The following is a 13876-nucleotide window of genomic DNA, read 5'->3' as shown; positions in this document are numbered from 1 at the left end:
CTTTCGCAATGCACCATGGCCGCTGCGGGCCCGCGCCGTCGGGCGTCCCGCATGCGCGCCGCGCGAAATCGGCCGCGCGGGCCCGTGCGGCCCGCGCCAGACCTTCCCTCCACGGAATTGCGGAACACCGATTTGAAACTGCACCAGGACACGAGCGGCGCGCTCAACACCGTCACCGGCTACGGCCCCGATTATGTCGACGTCAACCTCCAACGCCACGAGGGCAGCGTCATCGTATTGCCCGGCGCGCCGGTGCGCGACTGGCCCGTGGCGTCGTTCGACGCACTCGCGCCCGAGCATTTCGCGATGCTGCTCGAGCCCGCGCCCGAGCTGGTGATCTTCGGCAGCGGCGCCCGGCTGCGCTTTCCGCACCCGCGCCTGGTGGCCGCGCTCACGGCCGAGCGGATCGGCGTGGAGACGATGGATTTCCAGGCCGCCTGCCGCACCTACAACATCCTGATGGCCGAGGGCCGTAAAGTCGCCGCCGCGCTCTTAATTGAACGTTAATCGTCAATGCGGTAAAACACGGGCCGGCGCGTCGGGTCGATCCCCGCTCGCCCGCCGGGCCGACCGACCGGCGGGCGGCCCGCCGCCGGCGCCACCCGTCCGGCGGTCCCTACAACAACCAACAGGCTGAAAACCCATGAACGATACGCCCGCAAGGCTACCGCTCAATCGCATCACGCTCGTCCTCCTGCTCGTCGCGCTCGCGATCGTCTGGTTCGCGCCGCTCGGGCTGCGCCACCTGATCCCGAGCGACGAGGGCCGCTACGCGGAGATGGCGCGCGAAATGTTCGTCACCGGCGACTGGATCACGCCGCGCTACAACGGCTACAAATATTTCGAGAAGCCGCCGCTGCAGACCTGGCTGAACGCGCTGACGTTCGCGTGGTTCGGCATCGGCGAATGGCAGGCGCGCCTCTACACCGGCCTCGCCAGCTTCGCGGGCGTGCTGCTGGTCGGCTACACCGGCGCGCGCCTGTTCAATCCGCTGTCGGGCCTGCTCGCGGCCGTCGTGCTCGCCTGCTCGCCGTACTGGAACCTTATGGGCCACTTCAACGCGCTCGACATGGGGCTCGCGTTCTGGATGGCGCTGTCGCTGTGCGCGCTGCTGCTCGCGCAGCGGCCGGGCCTGCGCGCCGGCTCGGTGCGCGGCTGGATGTGGGTCTGCTGGGCCGCGATGGCGTTCGCGGTGCTGTCCAAGGGGCTCGTCGGCCTGATCCTGCCCGGCGCGGTGCTGGTGCTGTATACGCTGATCGCCCGCGACTGGGCGCTGTGGAAGCGGCTGTACCTGGTGAGCGGCCTCGTGATCTTCTTCGCGATCGTCACGCCGTGGTTCGTGCTGGTCCAGCAGCGCAACCCCGAGTTCTTCAACTTCTTCTTCGTCGTCCAGCAGTTCCGCCGCTACCTGACGCCCGAGCAGAACCGCCCGGGGCCGTTCTACTACTTCGTGCCGGTGCTGCTCGTCGGGTTCCTGCCGTGGCTGTCGGTCGCCTGGCAGAGCATCCGCCACGCGCTGCGCATGCCGCGCCAGCCGAACGGCTTCTCGCCGATGCTCGTGCTGCTGGTCTGGAGCGCGTTCATCTTCCTGTTCTTCAGCGCCTCGCATTCGAAGCTGATCTCGTACGTGCTGCCGATCGCACCGTCGCTCGCGCTGATCATCGGCGCCTACCTGCCGCTGATGAGCGCCGAGCGGTTCCGCCGGCACCTGCTCGGCTACCTCGTGTTCCTGGTCGCCGCGGCGTTCGGGATCATCGCGCTCGCGTACCAGGGCGACGCACGCACGCCGAACGCACTGTACCGCGCCTTCCAGATGTGGCTGTACGCGGGCCTCGCGGTGGCCGCCGCGCTGACGCTCGCCGCCGCGTGGCTGAACCGGCGCGCCGGCGTGGCCGCCGCGATCACCGCGTTCGGCGCCGCGTGGCTCGCGTTCGGCACGATCGGCGGCACCGGTCACGACGAATTCGGCCGCTACAGCTCGGGTGCGCTGCTCGCGCCGGCCGTGCGCGCCGAACTCGCGAAGCTGCCGCCGGACACGCCGTTCTACTCGATCGAGATGCTCGATCACACGTTCCCGTTCTACGTCGGCCACACGACGATCATGGTCCAGCGCAAGGACGAGCTCGGCTTCGGCATTTCGGTCGAACCGGACAAATGGATCCCGACCGTCGGCCAGTGGATCGAACGCTGGAAACAGGAAACCCACGCGCTCGCGATCATGCCGCCCGACCAGTACGACGCGCTCGCCCGGCAAGGCGTGCCGATGCGCGTGATCGCGCGCGACAACCGCCGCGTGATCGTCGAGAAACCGCAATCCTAAGGACGTCCGTCGCATGAATCCCGTTTCGTTCGTCTGCATCATCACCGGCGTGATGCTCAATGCCTGCGCCCAGCTGTTGCTGAAAGCCGGCGTCAACGCCGTTGGACACTTCGAATTCAGCCGTGCGAACATCATCCCCGTCGGGCTGAAGATCGCGACCCAGTTGCCGATCATCGGCGGCCTCGGCTGCTATGTGCTCAGCGTGGTCGTATGGATCGTCGGGCTGTCGCGGGTCGACGTGTCGATCGCGTACCCGATGCTGTCGCTCGGCTACGTCGTCAACGCGTTCGCCGCGTGGTATCTGTTCGGCGAAGTGCTGTCGGTCCAGCGGCTCGTCGGCATCGGCATCATCCTGATCGGCGTGCTCGTGCTCGCGCGCAGCTGACCGTGCGCGGCGGGCGTTGCGTGTCCTGTGTGCCAGATGTGCATTAAGCGCCCGCCTACAAAAAATCACGGTACGAATCCGACAACCGGTGTTTAATGCCGGTTTCGGACCGGATCGCCCGACCCCTTTATTACACGCCATTACAGGCCAACGCGTTCATGAGCCAGACTACCGCTCCGTTCCTGCCGTTCACCCGCCCCGAAATCGACGAGGAAACCATTCAGGGCGTCGTCGAAGTGCTGCGCTCGGGCTGGATCACCACCGGCCCGCAGAACCAGAAGTTCGAGGCCGCGCTGTCCGAGTACTGCGGCGGCCGTCCGGTGCGCGCGTTCAACTCCGGCACCTGCACGCTCGAGATCGGCCTGCGCATCGCGGGCGTCGGCCCTGGCGACGAGGTGATCACCACGCCCGCCACGTGGGTGTCGACCAGCAACGTGATTATCGAAACCGGCGCGACGCCCGTGTTCGCCGACATCGATCCGGTCACGCGCAACATCGACCTCGACAAGCTCGAACAGGCGATCACGCCGCGCACGAAGGCGATCATCCCGGTCTACCTGTCCGGCCTGCCGGTCGACATGGACCGCCTGTACGCGATCGCCCGCGCGCACAACCTGCGCGTGATCGAAGACGCCGCGCAGGCGCTCGGCTCGACGTGGAAAGGCCAGCGCATCGGCGCGATCGGCGACATCGTGTCGTTCAGCTTCCACGCGAACAAGAACCTGACGACGATCGAAGGCGGCGCACTCGTGCTGAACGATGAGGACGAGGCGGCGCTCGCGCAGAAGTACCGGCTGCAGGGCATCACGCGCACCGGCTTCGACGGCATGGACTGCGACGTGCTCGGCGGCAAGTACAACCTGACCGACGTCGCCGCGCGCGTCGGCCTCGGTCAGCTGCCGCACCTCGAACGCTTCACCGCGCAGCGCCGGGCGCTCGCGCGCGCGTATTTCGCCGCGCTCGACGGCGGTGCGGCCGTGAAGCTCGGGCTCGGCCTGCCGGTCGCCGACTTCGAGAACAGCAACTGGCACATGTTCCAGGTCACGCTGCCGCTCGAGCGGCTGTCGCTCTCGCGCGCCGATTTCATGGCGCAGATGAAGGAGCGCGGCATCGGCACCGGCGTCCACTATCCGGCAATCCATCTTTTCACGCTGTATCGTGCGCGCGGCTTCAAGGAGGGCATGTTCCCCCACGCCGAACGGTACGGCGCCTCGACCGTCACGCTGCCGCTGTTCACGCAGATGACGGAAGACGACGTGCGTCGCGTGGCCGACGCCATCAATCAGATTTGCGAACAATACGGAAAGTAAGCGTACATGAATCACCTTGAAGCACGCGCCGGGCATCCGGGCGCCGCGACCCCGGAGGTATCGGTCATCATCCCCGTGTACAACGAGGAAGACGGCCTGGACGCGCTGTTCGCGCGGCTCTACCCGGCACTCGACGCACTCGGCACGTCGTACGAAGTGATCCTGATCAACGACGGCAGCCGCGACCGCTCGGCCGCGATGCTGGCCGACCAGTTCCACGTGCGTCCCGACACGACGCGCGTCGTGCTGCTCAACGGCAACTACGGCCAGCACATGGCGATCCTCGCGGGCTTCGCGCAGTCGCGCGGCGACATCGTGATCACGCTCGACGCCGACCTGCAGAATCCGCCCGAGGAGATCGGCAAGCTGATCACGAAGATGCGCGAAGGCTACGACTACGTCGGCTCGATCCGCAAGCAGCGCCAGGACAGCCTGTGGCGGCGCAAGGCGTCGCGGGTGATGAACCGGCTGCGCGAGCGCATCACGCGGATCAAGATGACCGACCAGGGCTGCATGCTGCGCGCGTATAGCCGCCGCATCATCGACACCATCAACGTGTGCGGCGAAGTCAACACGTTCATCCCGGCGCTCGCCTATACGTTCGCGCAGAACCCGACCGAAATCGAGGTCGCGCACGAGGAGCGCTTCGCGGGCCAGTCGAAATACTCGCTGTACAGCCTGATCCGGCTGAACTTCGATCTCGTCACCGGCTTCTCGGTCGTGCCGCTGCAGTGGCTGTCGTTCATCGGCGTGATCCTGTCGCTCGGCTCCGCGGCGCTGTTCGTGCTGCTGCTGGTGCGCCGCTTCATCGTCGGCGCGGAAGTGCAAGGCGTGTTCACGCTGTTCGCGATCACGTTCTTCCTGCTCGGCGTGATCCTGTTCGCGCTCGGCCTGCTCGGCGAATACATCGGCCGCATCTACCAGCAGGTGCGCGCGCGGCCGCGCTATCTGGTCCAGGCCGTGCTCGAACAGCACGACGGCGTGCCCGCGGTGCCGGCCGCCGCCGACCGTATGGGAGCCGCACGATGAAGCCGCGCGCCGTCGTGTTCGCGTATCACAACGTCGGCGTGCGCTGCCTGCAGGTGCTGCTGGCGCGCGGCGTCGACGTCGCGCTCGTCGTCACGCACGAAGACAACCCGAGCGAGAACATCTGGTTCGGCAGCGTCGCGTCCGTCGCCGCCGAACACGGCATCCCGGTCATCACGCCGGCCGATCCATCCGACCCCGCGCTGCGTCGCGCGGTGTCGGATGCGCGCCCCGATTTCATCTTCTCGTTCTACTACCGCCACATGCTGCCGGTGGACCTGCTCGCGATCGCGCCGCGCGGCGCGTACAACATGCACGGTTCGCTGCTGCCGAAATACCGCGGCCGCGTGCCGACCAACTGGGCCGTGCTGAACGGCGAAACGGAAACCGGCGCGACGCTGCACGAGATGGCCGCGAAGCCCGACGCCGGCGCGATCCTCGGCCAGACGGCCGTGCCGATCCTGCCCGACGACACGGCCGCGCAGGTGTTCGACAAGGTCACGGTCGCCGCCGAGCAGACGCTCTGGCGCGTGCTGCCCGCGCTGCTGGCCGGCGACGCGCCGCACCTGCCGAACGATCTCGCGAGCGGCAGCTACTACGGCGGACGCAAGCCGGAGGACGGCCGCATCGACTGGTCGAAGCCGGCCGCGCAGGTCTACAACCTCGTGCGCGCCGTCGCGCCGCCTTATCCGGGCGCGTTCACCGACGTCGGCGGCATGCGCTTCGTGATCGCGCGCGCGCGCCTCGCGGCGCCCGGCAGCGCCGCCGCGACGGCCGCGGCGAATTTGCCCGCCGGCCTGCACGTAAGCGATAATGCGCTATTCGGCGTCTGCGGCGACAGCCGCGCCCTATCCATTCTCGAGCTGTGGCAGCAGCGCGACGGCAGCGAAACCGTCGTGACGCCGGCCGAATTCGCGCAGTTCATTCATTCTTCCCGTCATTCATGAAAGCAAAAAAAGTCCTGATCCTGGGTGTGAACGGCTTCATCGGCCATCACCTGTCGAAGCGCATTCTTGAAACCACCGATTGGGAAGTGTTCGGCATGGACATGCAGACCGACCGGCTGGGCGACCTCGTCAACCACGAACGGATGCATTTCTTCGAAGGCGACATCACGATCAACAAGGAGTGGGTCGAGTATCACGTGAAGAAGTGCGACGTGATCCTGCCGCTGGTCGCGATCGCGACGCCCGCCACCTACGTGAAGCAGCCGCTGCGCGTGTTCGAGCTCGACTTCGAGGCGAACCTGCCGATCGTGCGTTCGGCCGTCAAGTACGGCAAGCACCTCGTGTTTCCGTCGACCTCCGAGGTCTACGGCATGTGCTCGGACGAGCAGTTCGATCCGGACGCATCGGCGCTCACCTACGGCCCGATCAACAAGCCGCGCTGGATCTACGCGTGCTCGAAGCAACTGATGGACCGCGTGATCTGGGGCTACGGGATGGAAGGCCTGAACTTCACGCTGTTCCGTCCGTTCAACTGGATCGGCCCGGGCCTCGACTCGATCTACACGCCGAAGGAAGGCAGCTCGCGCGTGGTCACGCAGTTCCTCGGCCACATCGTGCGCGGCGAGAACATCAGCCTCGTCGACGGCGGCTCGCAAAAGCGCGCGTTCACCGACATCGACGACGGCATCAGCGCGCTGATGAAGATCATCGAGAACAAGGGCGGCGTCGCGTCGGGCAAGATCTACAACATCGGCAATCCGCACAACAACTTCTCGGTTCGCGAGCTCGCGCACAAGATGCTCGAACTGGCGGCGGAATTCCCCGAGTACGCCGATTCGGCCAAGCAGGTGAAGCTCGTCGAGACGACCTCGGGCGCGTACTACGGCAACGGCTACCAGGACGTGCAGAACCGCGTGCCGAAGATCGACAACACGATGCAGGAGCTCGCTTGGGCGCCGCAATCGACGTTCGACGACGCGCTGCGCAAGATCTTCGAAGCGTATCGCGGCCATGTCGCCGACGCGCGCGCGCTGGTCGAGCAGCAGCACTGACGGGACGCACGCTTGGCTCGCATCGTCCTCAAGATCGACGTCGACACGCTGCGCGGCACGCGCGAAGGCGTGCCGAATCTCGCGCGCATCTTCGACCGCTTCAGTGCGCGCGCAACCTTCCTGTTCAGCCTCGGCCCCGATCATACGGGCTGGGCGCTGCGGCGCGTGTTCCGGCCGGGCTTCCTGCAGAAGGTGTCGCGTACGTCGGTGGTCGAGCACTACGGCGTGAAGCAGCTGATGTACGGCGTGCTGCTGCCGGGCCCCGACATCGGCCGCCGTGCGATCGCCGACATGCGCGCGATCCACGAGGCCGGCTTCGAGTGCGGGATCCATACGTGGGATCACGTGTATTGGCAGGACAACGTGCGCGTGCGCGATCGCCACTGGACCGCGCGTGAAATGCAGAAGAGCCACGCGCGCTTCGTCGACGTCTTCGGTGCGCCGCCCGTCACGCACGGCGCGGCCGGCTGGCAGATGAACGACGCGGCATTCGAGCAGATCGACGCATGGGGGATGCACTATGCGTCCGATGGTCGCGGCCATTCGCCGTATCTGCCGGTAGTGGGCGGCCGCACGCTGTCGCACGTGCAGATGCCCACCACGCTGCCGACGCTCGACGAGGTGCTCGGCATCGACGGCATCGACACGCACAACGTCGCCGCGCATCTGCTGAAGTTCACCGAGACCAATCCGCACGATCAGGTGTTCACGCTGCATGCGGAACTCGAAGGCCAGAAACTCGCGCCGGTGTTCGAGCAACTGCTCGCCGGCTGGCGTGCGCAGGGCCACACGTTTGCGACGATGGGCGATTACCACGCAACGCTGGACCGCGACTCGCTGCCATCGTACCCTGTCGCGTGGGGTGAGATCCCCGGCCGCTCCGGCGAACTGATCGTCCAGCCCGACTGAGTTCGCGCGCGCCGGCCCAGCCGGCGCTGTCGTTTCGGCTCGCCGCTTCGGCGTGCCGCCGCGACACCCCGCCGAACGCGCCGCCCGAGCGGCGCCTTTCCATAACAACAGGAGAAACACGTGTCCGTCGAAGTTGACCGTCAAGTTCCCGATTTCACCGCACCCGCGACGGGCGGCGACATTTCGCTGTCCGGCCTCAAGGGCCGCAAGCTCGTCCTGTATTTCTATCCGAAAGACAACACGCCGGGCTGCACGACCGAAGGCCTGCAGTTCCGCGATCTCTATCCGAAGTTCACGAAGGCCGGCGCGGAAGTGATCGGCGTGTCGCGCGACAGCCTGCGCTCGCATGACAACTTCAAGGCGAAACTCGAGCTGCCGTTCCCGCTGATTTCGGATGCCGACGAAGCGCTGTGCACGCTGTTCGATGTCATCAAGATGAAAAAAATGTATGGCAAGGAAGTACGCGGCATCGAGCGCTCGACGTTCCTGATCGACGCCGACGGCGTGCTTCGCCAGGCATGGCGCGGCATCAAGGTACCCGGTCACGTGGACGACGTGCTAAGTGCTGTACAAGCGCTTTGAGGCGCGTTATATTGGGCCGCAATGAATGCCAGTTCGCCCCATATTTCTCGTAGCTGCGCCGGTGTCCGTTGCGACGCTTTCCGGCATCTGACGCGCATCACGACGGTATCAGCCGAGCCGCATGTCCCTGTCGACGGGGCAGCGGCTTTTTTTATGGATTGCGCGCCGGGCCTCGGTCCGGCCGGCACCCCGTGAAGGAGTTGATCGACACTTAGGCGAACCGGCTAGACGAAATTCCTGTGCGCCACCGCGCGCAAACTGCATGCGTCTACGTCACGCAGGATGCGATCAGCGGCGCACTTCATGCGACACGATTCCTCCCGAGGGACACCATGCCTTTGCCTACCCCCCCCAGCAAGCTCGGCAGCCTGCTGCCGCCCGACGAATACAAGGCGAAAGCGCGGCCCGCGAAAGCCGCGAAGAAATCCGCCGAAGGGGACGCATCCACAGCCGGTGACTACGGCCCGGCCAGCGTGGCCCAACCGATGACCGAAGCCGCGAATACGGCCGCGCCGCTGCGCGCCGTCGCGGCGCCGGCGCAGGAAACCGCGAGCGCGCCCGCACGCGGTCGCAGGACCAAACAGACCGCGGCGCTGTTGCAGCCGCTCCAGCCGCCCGCCGAACCCGCCGCACCGGCCTCCCCCGCTCCGGTCGTCGCACGCGACGACAAGCCGGCCGCCGGCAAACCGGCCTCCGCGCCCGCGCGCGATGCCGGCGCGGCGCCGAAGTCCCGCAGCCGCAAGCCGGCCGAGGTCGAACAGCAGAAGCTGTTCGTGCTCGACACCAACGTGCTGATGCACGACCCGAGCAGCCTGTTCCGTTTCGAGGAACACGACGTCTATCTGCCGATGATGACGCTCGAGGAACTCGACAACCACAAGAAGGGGATGTCCGAAGTCGCGCGCAACGCGCGCCAGGTCAGCCGCACGCTCGACGCGCTCGTCGCCGACGGCGGCCCGATCTCGGCTGGCATTCCGTTGTCGCGACTCGGCAGCCGCGAGGCGCTCGGCCGCCTGTACTTCCAGACCAGGCTGGCCGACATCGCTCCGGTCGAAGGGCTGCCGGCGGGCAAGGCGGACAACCAGATCCTCGGCGTCGTGCGCGCGCTGCAGCGCGACCGGCCGGACCGTCAGGTCGTGCTGGTGTCGAAAGACATCAACATGCGGATCAAGGCGCATGCGCTCGGCCTGCCCGCGGAAGACTACTTCAACGACCAGGTACTCGAGGACAAGGATCTCCTCTATAACGGCGTGCGCGAGTTGCCGCAGGACTTCTGGACCAAGCACGCGAAGGGGATGGAGAGCTGGCAGGACACGAAGACGGGCACCACCTACTACCGCGTGACGGGCCCGCTCGTCGCGTCGATGCTCGTCAACGAGTTCGTCTATCTCGAGCCGCAGAACGGCGAGCCGACGTTCCACGCGATCGTGCGCGAGCTGAACGGCAAGACGGCGCTATTGCAGACGCTGCGCGACTACAGCCATCACAAGAACAACGTGTGGGGCATCACCGCGCGCAACCGCGAGCAGAACTTTGCGCTGAACCTGTTGATGAATCCCGAGATCGACTTCGTCACGCTGCTCGGCCAGGCCGGCACCGGCAAGACGCTCGTCGCGCTCGCGGCCGGCCTCGCGCAGGTGCTCGACGACAAGCGCTACAACGAGATCATCGTCACGCGCGCGACGGTGCCCGTCGGCGAGGACATCGGTTTCCTGCCCGGTACCGAGGAAGAGAAGATGCAGCCGTGGATGGGCGCATTCGACGACAACCTCGAAGTGCTGCAGAAGACCGACGACGCGGCCGGCGAATGGGGCCGTGCGGCCACGCAGGAGCTGATCCGTTCGCGCTTGAAGGTGAAGAGCATGAACTTCATGCGCGGGCGCACCTTCGTCGACAAGTACCTGATCATCGACGAAGCGCAGAACCTGACGCCGAAGCAGATGAAGACGCTCGTGACGCGCGCGGGCCCCGGCACGAAGATCGTGTGCCTCGGCAACATCGCGCAGATCGACACGCCCTACCTCACCGAAGGCAGCTCGGGCCTGACCTACGTCGTCGACCGCTTCAAGGGCTGGGGCCACAGCGGCCACGTGACGCTCGCGCGCGGCGAACGCTCGCGGCTCGCCGACTACGCGTCGGACATCCTGTAACGCGATACGCCCGGCGTTCTGCCGGGCTCGACCTGCTGCGGCGCTCCGGTTCGGAGCGCCGTTTTTATTTCAGGGTCGAAAGCATTCGCGCGCCTGCGTCGCGAAACGCGTGACTTACGCGCGAAACTTCAAGTAAATTCTCACGAATGGTTGCGTGAGGCCCGTGGGACCGTCTACCATCGGGTGTGTCTGTCGTCATACGATTCGCGCGCAGCGCGCTCGTCACCTTGTCATGCTTCGAATCTGGGTTCCCGTCGCCGTCGTCTCACTGCTCGCGGCCTGCTCCAGCGTGCCGCCGCAGTCCGCATCGCGCAGCGCGGGCATGAAGATCACGACACCGCGCGCGTTCCCCGCTCCGGCCAATTTCCCGAACTTCGTCGATCACAGCGTCGGCCAGGAAGAAATCTCGATCCAGGCGATGAGCCTCGTCGGCGTTCCGTACCGCTGGGGCGGCAACACGCCGACCAGCGGCTTCGACTGCAGCGGCCTCGTGCGCTACGTGCTGGGCCGCGCGGCCGACGTGAACCTGCCGCGCACGACCGCCGACATGAGCAGCCGCGGCGCGTCCATCGACCCCGACCAGATCGCGCCGGGCGACCTGATCTTCTTCAACACCACCGGCCGGCCGCACTCGCACGTCGGCATCTACGTCGGCAAGCTGCGCTTCGTCAATGCGCCGTCGACGGGCGGCACCGTGCGGCTCGACTACCTGACCAACCCGTACTGGGCGAAGCGCTTCGACGGCATTCGCCGCGTCGCCCCGCCGCGCGGCACGCCGACGCCGTTCGATGCCCCGATCTACGATGCACGGCGCGATGCGCCGGCTGCGGCCACCGCGCCGGTCGTCGCGGCCGCGGCAGTGCGGCGGCCTGCCTATGCTTCGTCGCCGGCCCGTGCGACGGCGCAGGCTGCTGTGCCGGCCGTATCGACGACGACGGCCGCCGCAGCCGCTCCGTACGAACCGGCGCCGCGCATGTCGGCGCCGGTCTCCTCCGCGGGCGGCGACACGATGGCCATGACGCCGGTTTTGCCGCCGGCCGGCCCATCCGAAGAAGTCGGCACGCAGATCCCGACGACGGCGCTGACGGCCGCGCAGGCGGCCGCGTTCGATGCGGAACCGCCGTCCGCGATGCCTGCCCCGAGCTCGCCGGGCAGCGCCGAGCCGGTGCAGGTGCTGCGCGCATCGACGCAATCGGCGCCGGTCAGCCCGCGCACCAGCACCGCCGACGATCCGATCGCCCGCTTCGCGAACGGCAGCTACTGAGTCATTGCGGCGCAGCGCCGCATTCCGTACACCGCAAAAGAAAATGCGCCGCAACCTTACGGTTAGCGGCGCATGGTTCTGATGCGACCCGGGCGGCGTCGCGATCAGAAGATCTGGTGCCCGACCCACCATCCGCCGGCCGCGATCAGCGCGGACGCCGGGATCGTCAGCACCCAGGCCCATACGATGTTGCCGGCCACACCCCAGCGCACGGCCGACAGCTTCTGCGTCGCGCCGACACCGACGATCGCGCCGGTGATCGTGTGCGTGGTCGATACCGGAATGCCGAGGAACGACGCGATGAACAGCGTGATCGCCCCGCCGCTCTCCGCGCAGAAGCCGCCGACCGGCTTGAGCTTCGTGATCTTCTGGCCCATCGTGCGCACGATGCGCCAGCCGCCGAACAGCGTGCCGAGACCCATCGACAGATAGCATGCGCCGATCACCCACACGGGCGGCGCATCCGACGTCGCCGACGCATAGCCGGTCGCGATCAGCAGCATCCAGATGATGCCGATCGTCTTCTGGGCGTCGTTACCGCCGTGGCCGAGGCTGTAGAGGCCGGCCGACAGCAACTGGAGCCGCCGGAAGCGGCGGTCGACCTTGCTTGGCGCGGTACGGAAGTACAGCCACGACACGCCGAGCATGAACAGCGAGCCGAGGATGAAGCCGAGCAGCGGCGAGATGAAGATGAACGCGACGGTCTTCATCAGGCCGTCGATGTTCAGCGCGCTCCAGCCGGACTTCGCGAGCGCCGAGCCGACGAGGCCGCCGATCAGCGCGTGCGACGAGCTCGACGGAATCCCGTAGTACCAGGTGATCACGTTCCAGCCGATCGCGCCGACCAGCGCACCGAACACGACGTAGTGGTCGACGATTTCCGGGTCGATCGTGCCTTTGCCGACCGTCTGCGCGACCTTCAGGTGGAAGATGAAATAGGCGATGACGTTGAACGCGGCCGCGAACACCACGGCCTGTTGGGGCTTCAGCACCCCGGTGGACACGACGGTGGCGATCGAGTTCGCCGCGTCGTGGAAGCCGTTCATGAAGTCGAATACGAGCGCGACGAGCACCAGCGTCGCGACCATCCATAGGGCGAGTTGTATCGAATGCATCGTGATCCGCTCAGGCGTTTTCCAGCACGATGCCTTCGATGATGTTCGCGACGTCCTCGCACTTGTCGGTGATCTCTTCGAGCAGCTCGTAGATCGCCTTCAGCTTGATGAGCGTCTTCACGTCGTCTTCCTCGCGGAACAGCTTCGACATCGCCGAGCGCAGCACGCGATCGGCCTCCGACTCCCAGCGGTCGATTTCCTCGCACTGCTTGAGGATCTGCGCCGACTGCTTCATGTCGGACAGCAGCCCGACGGCCTGTTGCACGTGTTGCGCCGATTGCGTGACGATGTGCGCGAGCTGGCTCGCCTCGGAGGTGACGGACTGCACGTCGTACAGCGACACGGCCGTCGCGACGTCTTCCATCAGGTCGAGGATGTCGTCCATCGTCGTGATCAGCTTGTGGATCTCGTCGCGATCGAGCGGCGTGATGAAGGTCTTGTGCAGCAGATCGATCGCTTCGTGCGTGAGCTTGTCAGCGGCCTTCTCGGCGGTCTGCACGTTTTGCTTGTGAATCTCGGCGTCGGCGAGATTGTCGATCAGCAGTTCGAGTTCGCGGCCACCGGAAACGATGTGCTTCGCGTGCGCGTTGAAGAGTTCAAAGAACTTGCCCTCGGTGGGCATCCAGCGTCCGAACATATTCTGTAGTTAAATCAATGACTTAGTTAGGGTTACGGTGGTCCGTCGCGTAAGTTGTCGCGTAAGTACGACAAGACAGACCAAAGTGACATCCGTGTGACCGGCCGGATTGTAACCTACCGCCGCTCCGATCCGAACTTACCGTTTCATTTCCCTGACGCTCTCAGGATACCCCTAGC

At 66.3% G+C, this 13876-nt stretch carries 13 protein-coding genes and 1 pseudogene; 11 read left to right on the top strand and 3 right to left on the bottom strand.

What is annotated here, in order from left to right:
- The first annotated feature begins 132 nt into the window (after window positions 1-132).
- The 9 genes from AK36_RS20140 to AK36_RS20100 all read left to right on the top strand — a co-directional run bounded on the left by AK36_RS20140 (window position 133) and on the right by AK36_RS20100 (window position 8531).
- Window positions 133-507 (top strand): Mth938-like domain-containing protein, encoded by a 375-nt coding sequence (locus AK36_RS20140; RefSeq protein ID WP_014723124.1) that lies wholly within the window; start codon window positions 133-135, stop codon window positions 505-507.
- Between the two features lie 136 nt (window positions 508-643).
- Window positions 644-2320: a glycosyltransferase family 39 protein gene (locus tag AK36_RS20135; protein WP_011885009.1), complete on the top strand. Its 1677-nt coding sequence runs from the start codon at window positions 644-646 to the stop codon at window positions 2318-2320.
- Between the two features lie 13 nt (window positions 2321-2333).
- Window positions 2334-2705, top strand: coding sequence for an EamA family transporter (locus AK36_RS20130; protein ID WP_011352303.1), 372 nt, complete (start codon window positions 2334-2336; stop codon window positions 2703-2705).
- Between the two features lie 158 nt (window positions 2706-2863).
- The gene (locus AK36_RS20125) at window positions 2864-4015 is read left to right on the top strand and encodes a DegT/DnrJ/EryC1/StrS family aminotransferase (RefSeq protein WP_045579044.1); all 1152 of its coding nucleotides are present in this window, start codon (window positions 2864-2866) and stop codon (window positions 4013-4015) included.
- Window positions 4016-4021: 6 nt separating this feature from the next.
- Window positions 4022-5044 (top strand): glycosyltransferase, encoded by a 1023-nt coding sequence (locus AK36_RS20120; RefSeq protein WP_034195390.1) that lies wholly within the window; start codon window positions 4022-4024, stop codon window positions 5042-5044.
- On the top strand, window positions 5041-5988 hold the full coding sequence (locus tag AK36_RS20115) for a formyltransferase (RefSeq protein WP_034195389.1): 948 nt from the start codon (window positions 5041-5043) through the stop codon (window positions 5986-5988). Before AK36_RS20120 ends, AK36_RS20115 begins: the two co-directional genes overlap by 4 nt.
- Window positions 5985-7040 carry a bifunctional UDP-4-keto-pentose/UDP-xylose synthase gene (locus AK36_RS20110; protein WP_011885013.1) on the top strand — a complete coding sequence of 352 codons (1056 nt, stop codon included), beginning with the start codon at window positions 5985-5987 and terminating at the stop codon, window positions 7038-7040. The genes AK36_RS20115 and AK36_RS20110 overlap by 4 nt, the downstream gene beginning before the upstream one ends.
- A gap of 12 nt (window positions 7041-7052) precedes the next feature.
- The gene (locus tag AK36_RS20105; RefSeq protein WP_045579043.1) at window positions 7053-7949 is read left to right on the top strand and encodes a polysaccharide deacetylase family protein; all 897 of its coding nucleotides are present in this window, start codon (window positions 7053-7055) and stop codon (window positions 7947-7949) included.
- Window positions 7950-8069: 120 nt separating this feature from the next.
- On the top strand, window positions 8070-8531 hold the full coding sequence (locus tag AK36_RS20100) for a peroxiredoxin (RefSeq protein WP_011885015.1): 462 nt from the start codon (window positions 8070-8072) through the stop codon (window positions 8529-8531).
- A 195-nt stretch (window positions 8532-8726) separates the two neighbouring features.
- Here AK36_RS20100 and AK36_RS34755 read toward each other — a convergent pair.
- A pseudogene (locus tag AK36_RS34755) lies at window positions 8727-8968 on the bottom strand (hypothetical protein); the annotation flags it as partial.
- Between AK36_RS34755 and AK36_RS20095 the strand changes: the two are divergent.
- Window positions 8864-10681, top strand: coding sequence for a PhoH family protein (locus AK36_RS20095; RefSeq protein WP_045579042.1), 1818 nt, complete (start codon window positions 8864-8866; stop codon window positions 10679-10681). The pseudogene AK36_RS34755 and the gene AK36_RS20095 sit on opposite strands and share 105 nt — an antisense overlap.
- Before the next feature lie 232 nt (window positions 10682-10913).
- The gene (locus AK36_RS20090) at window positions 10914-11945 is read left to right on the top strand and encodes a C40 family peptidase (protein WP_045579041.1); all 1032 of its coding nucleotides are present in this window, start codon (window positions 10914-10916) and stop codon (window positions 11943-11945) included.
- Window positions 11946-12049: 104 nt separating this feature from the next.
- Here AK36_RS20090 and AK36_RS20085 read toward each other — a convergent pair whose 3' ends face one another.
- On the bottom strand, window positions 12050-13060 hold the full coding sequence (locus AK36_RS20085) for an inorganic phosphate transporter (RefSeq protein WP_011885018.1): 1011 nt from the start codon (window positions 13058-13060) through the stop codon (window positions 12050-12052).
- A 10-nt stretch (window positions 13061-13070) separates the two neighbouring features.
- Window positions 13071-13697, bottom strand: a complete 627-nt coding sequence (locus tag AK36_RS20080; protein ID WP_045579040.1) for a DUF47 domain-containing protein — start codon at window positions 13695-13697, stop codon at window positions 13071-13073.
- Between the last annotated feature and the right edge of the window lie 179 nt (window positions 13698-13876).

This window comes from Burkholderia vietnamiensis LMG 10929 (genome assembly GCF_000959445.1).
GTDB classification, from domain to species: domain Bacteria; phylum Pseudomonadota; class Gammaproteobacteria; order Burkholderiales; family Burkholderiaceae; genus Burkholderia; species Burkholderia vietnamiensis.
This window is presented reverse-complemented; position numbering and strand designations above follow the sequence as displayed.

What these genes read in the sequence shown, in the direction of transcription:
- AK36_RS20115 (WP_034195389.1), top strand. Translation starts at nt 5,041, where the DNA reads ATGAAGCCGCGCGCCGTCGTGTTCGCGTATCACAACGTCGGCGTGCGC.
- AK36_RS20135 (WP_011885009.1), top strand. Translation starts at nt 644, where the DNA reads ATGAACGATACGCCCGCAAGGCTACCGCTCAATCGCATCACGCTCGTC.
- AK36_RS20085 (WP_011885018.1), bottom strand. Translation starts at nt 13,060, where the DNA reads ATGCATTCGATACAACTCGCCCTATGGATGGTCGCGACGCTGGTGCTC.
- AK36_RS20095 (WP_045579042.1), top strand. Translation starts at nt 8,864, where the DNA reads ATGCCTTTGCCTACCCCCCCCAGCAAGCTCGGCAGCCTGCTGCCGCCC.
- AK36_RS20090 (WP_045579041.1), top strand. Translation starts at nt 10,914, where the DNA reads ATGCTTCGAATCTGGGTTCCCGTCGCCGTCGTCTCACTGCTCGCGGCC.
- AK36_RS20125 (WP_045579044.1), top strand. Translation starts at nt 2,864, where the DNA reads ATGAGCCAGACTACCGCTCCGTTCCTGCCGTTCACCCGCCCCGAAATC.
- AK36_RS20130 (WP_011352303.1), top strand. Translation starts at nt 2,334, where the DNA reads ATGAATCCCGTTTCGTTCGTCTGCATCATCACCGGCGTGATGCTCAAT.
- AK36_RS20110 (WP_011885013.1), top strand. Translation starts at nt 5,985, where the DNA reads ATGAAAGCAAAAAAAGTCCTGATCCTGGGTGTGAACGGCTTCATCGGC.
- AK36_RS20080 (WP_045579040.1), bottom strand. Translation starts at nt 13,697, where the DNA reads ATGTTCGGACGCTGGATGCCCACCGAGGGCAAGTTCTTTGAACTCTTC.
- AK36_RS20120 (WP_034195390.1), top strand. Translation starts at nt 4,022, where the DNA reads ATGAATCACCTTGAAGCACGCGCCGGGCATCCGGGCGCCGCGACCCCG.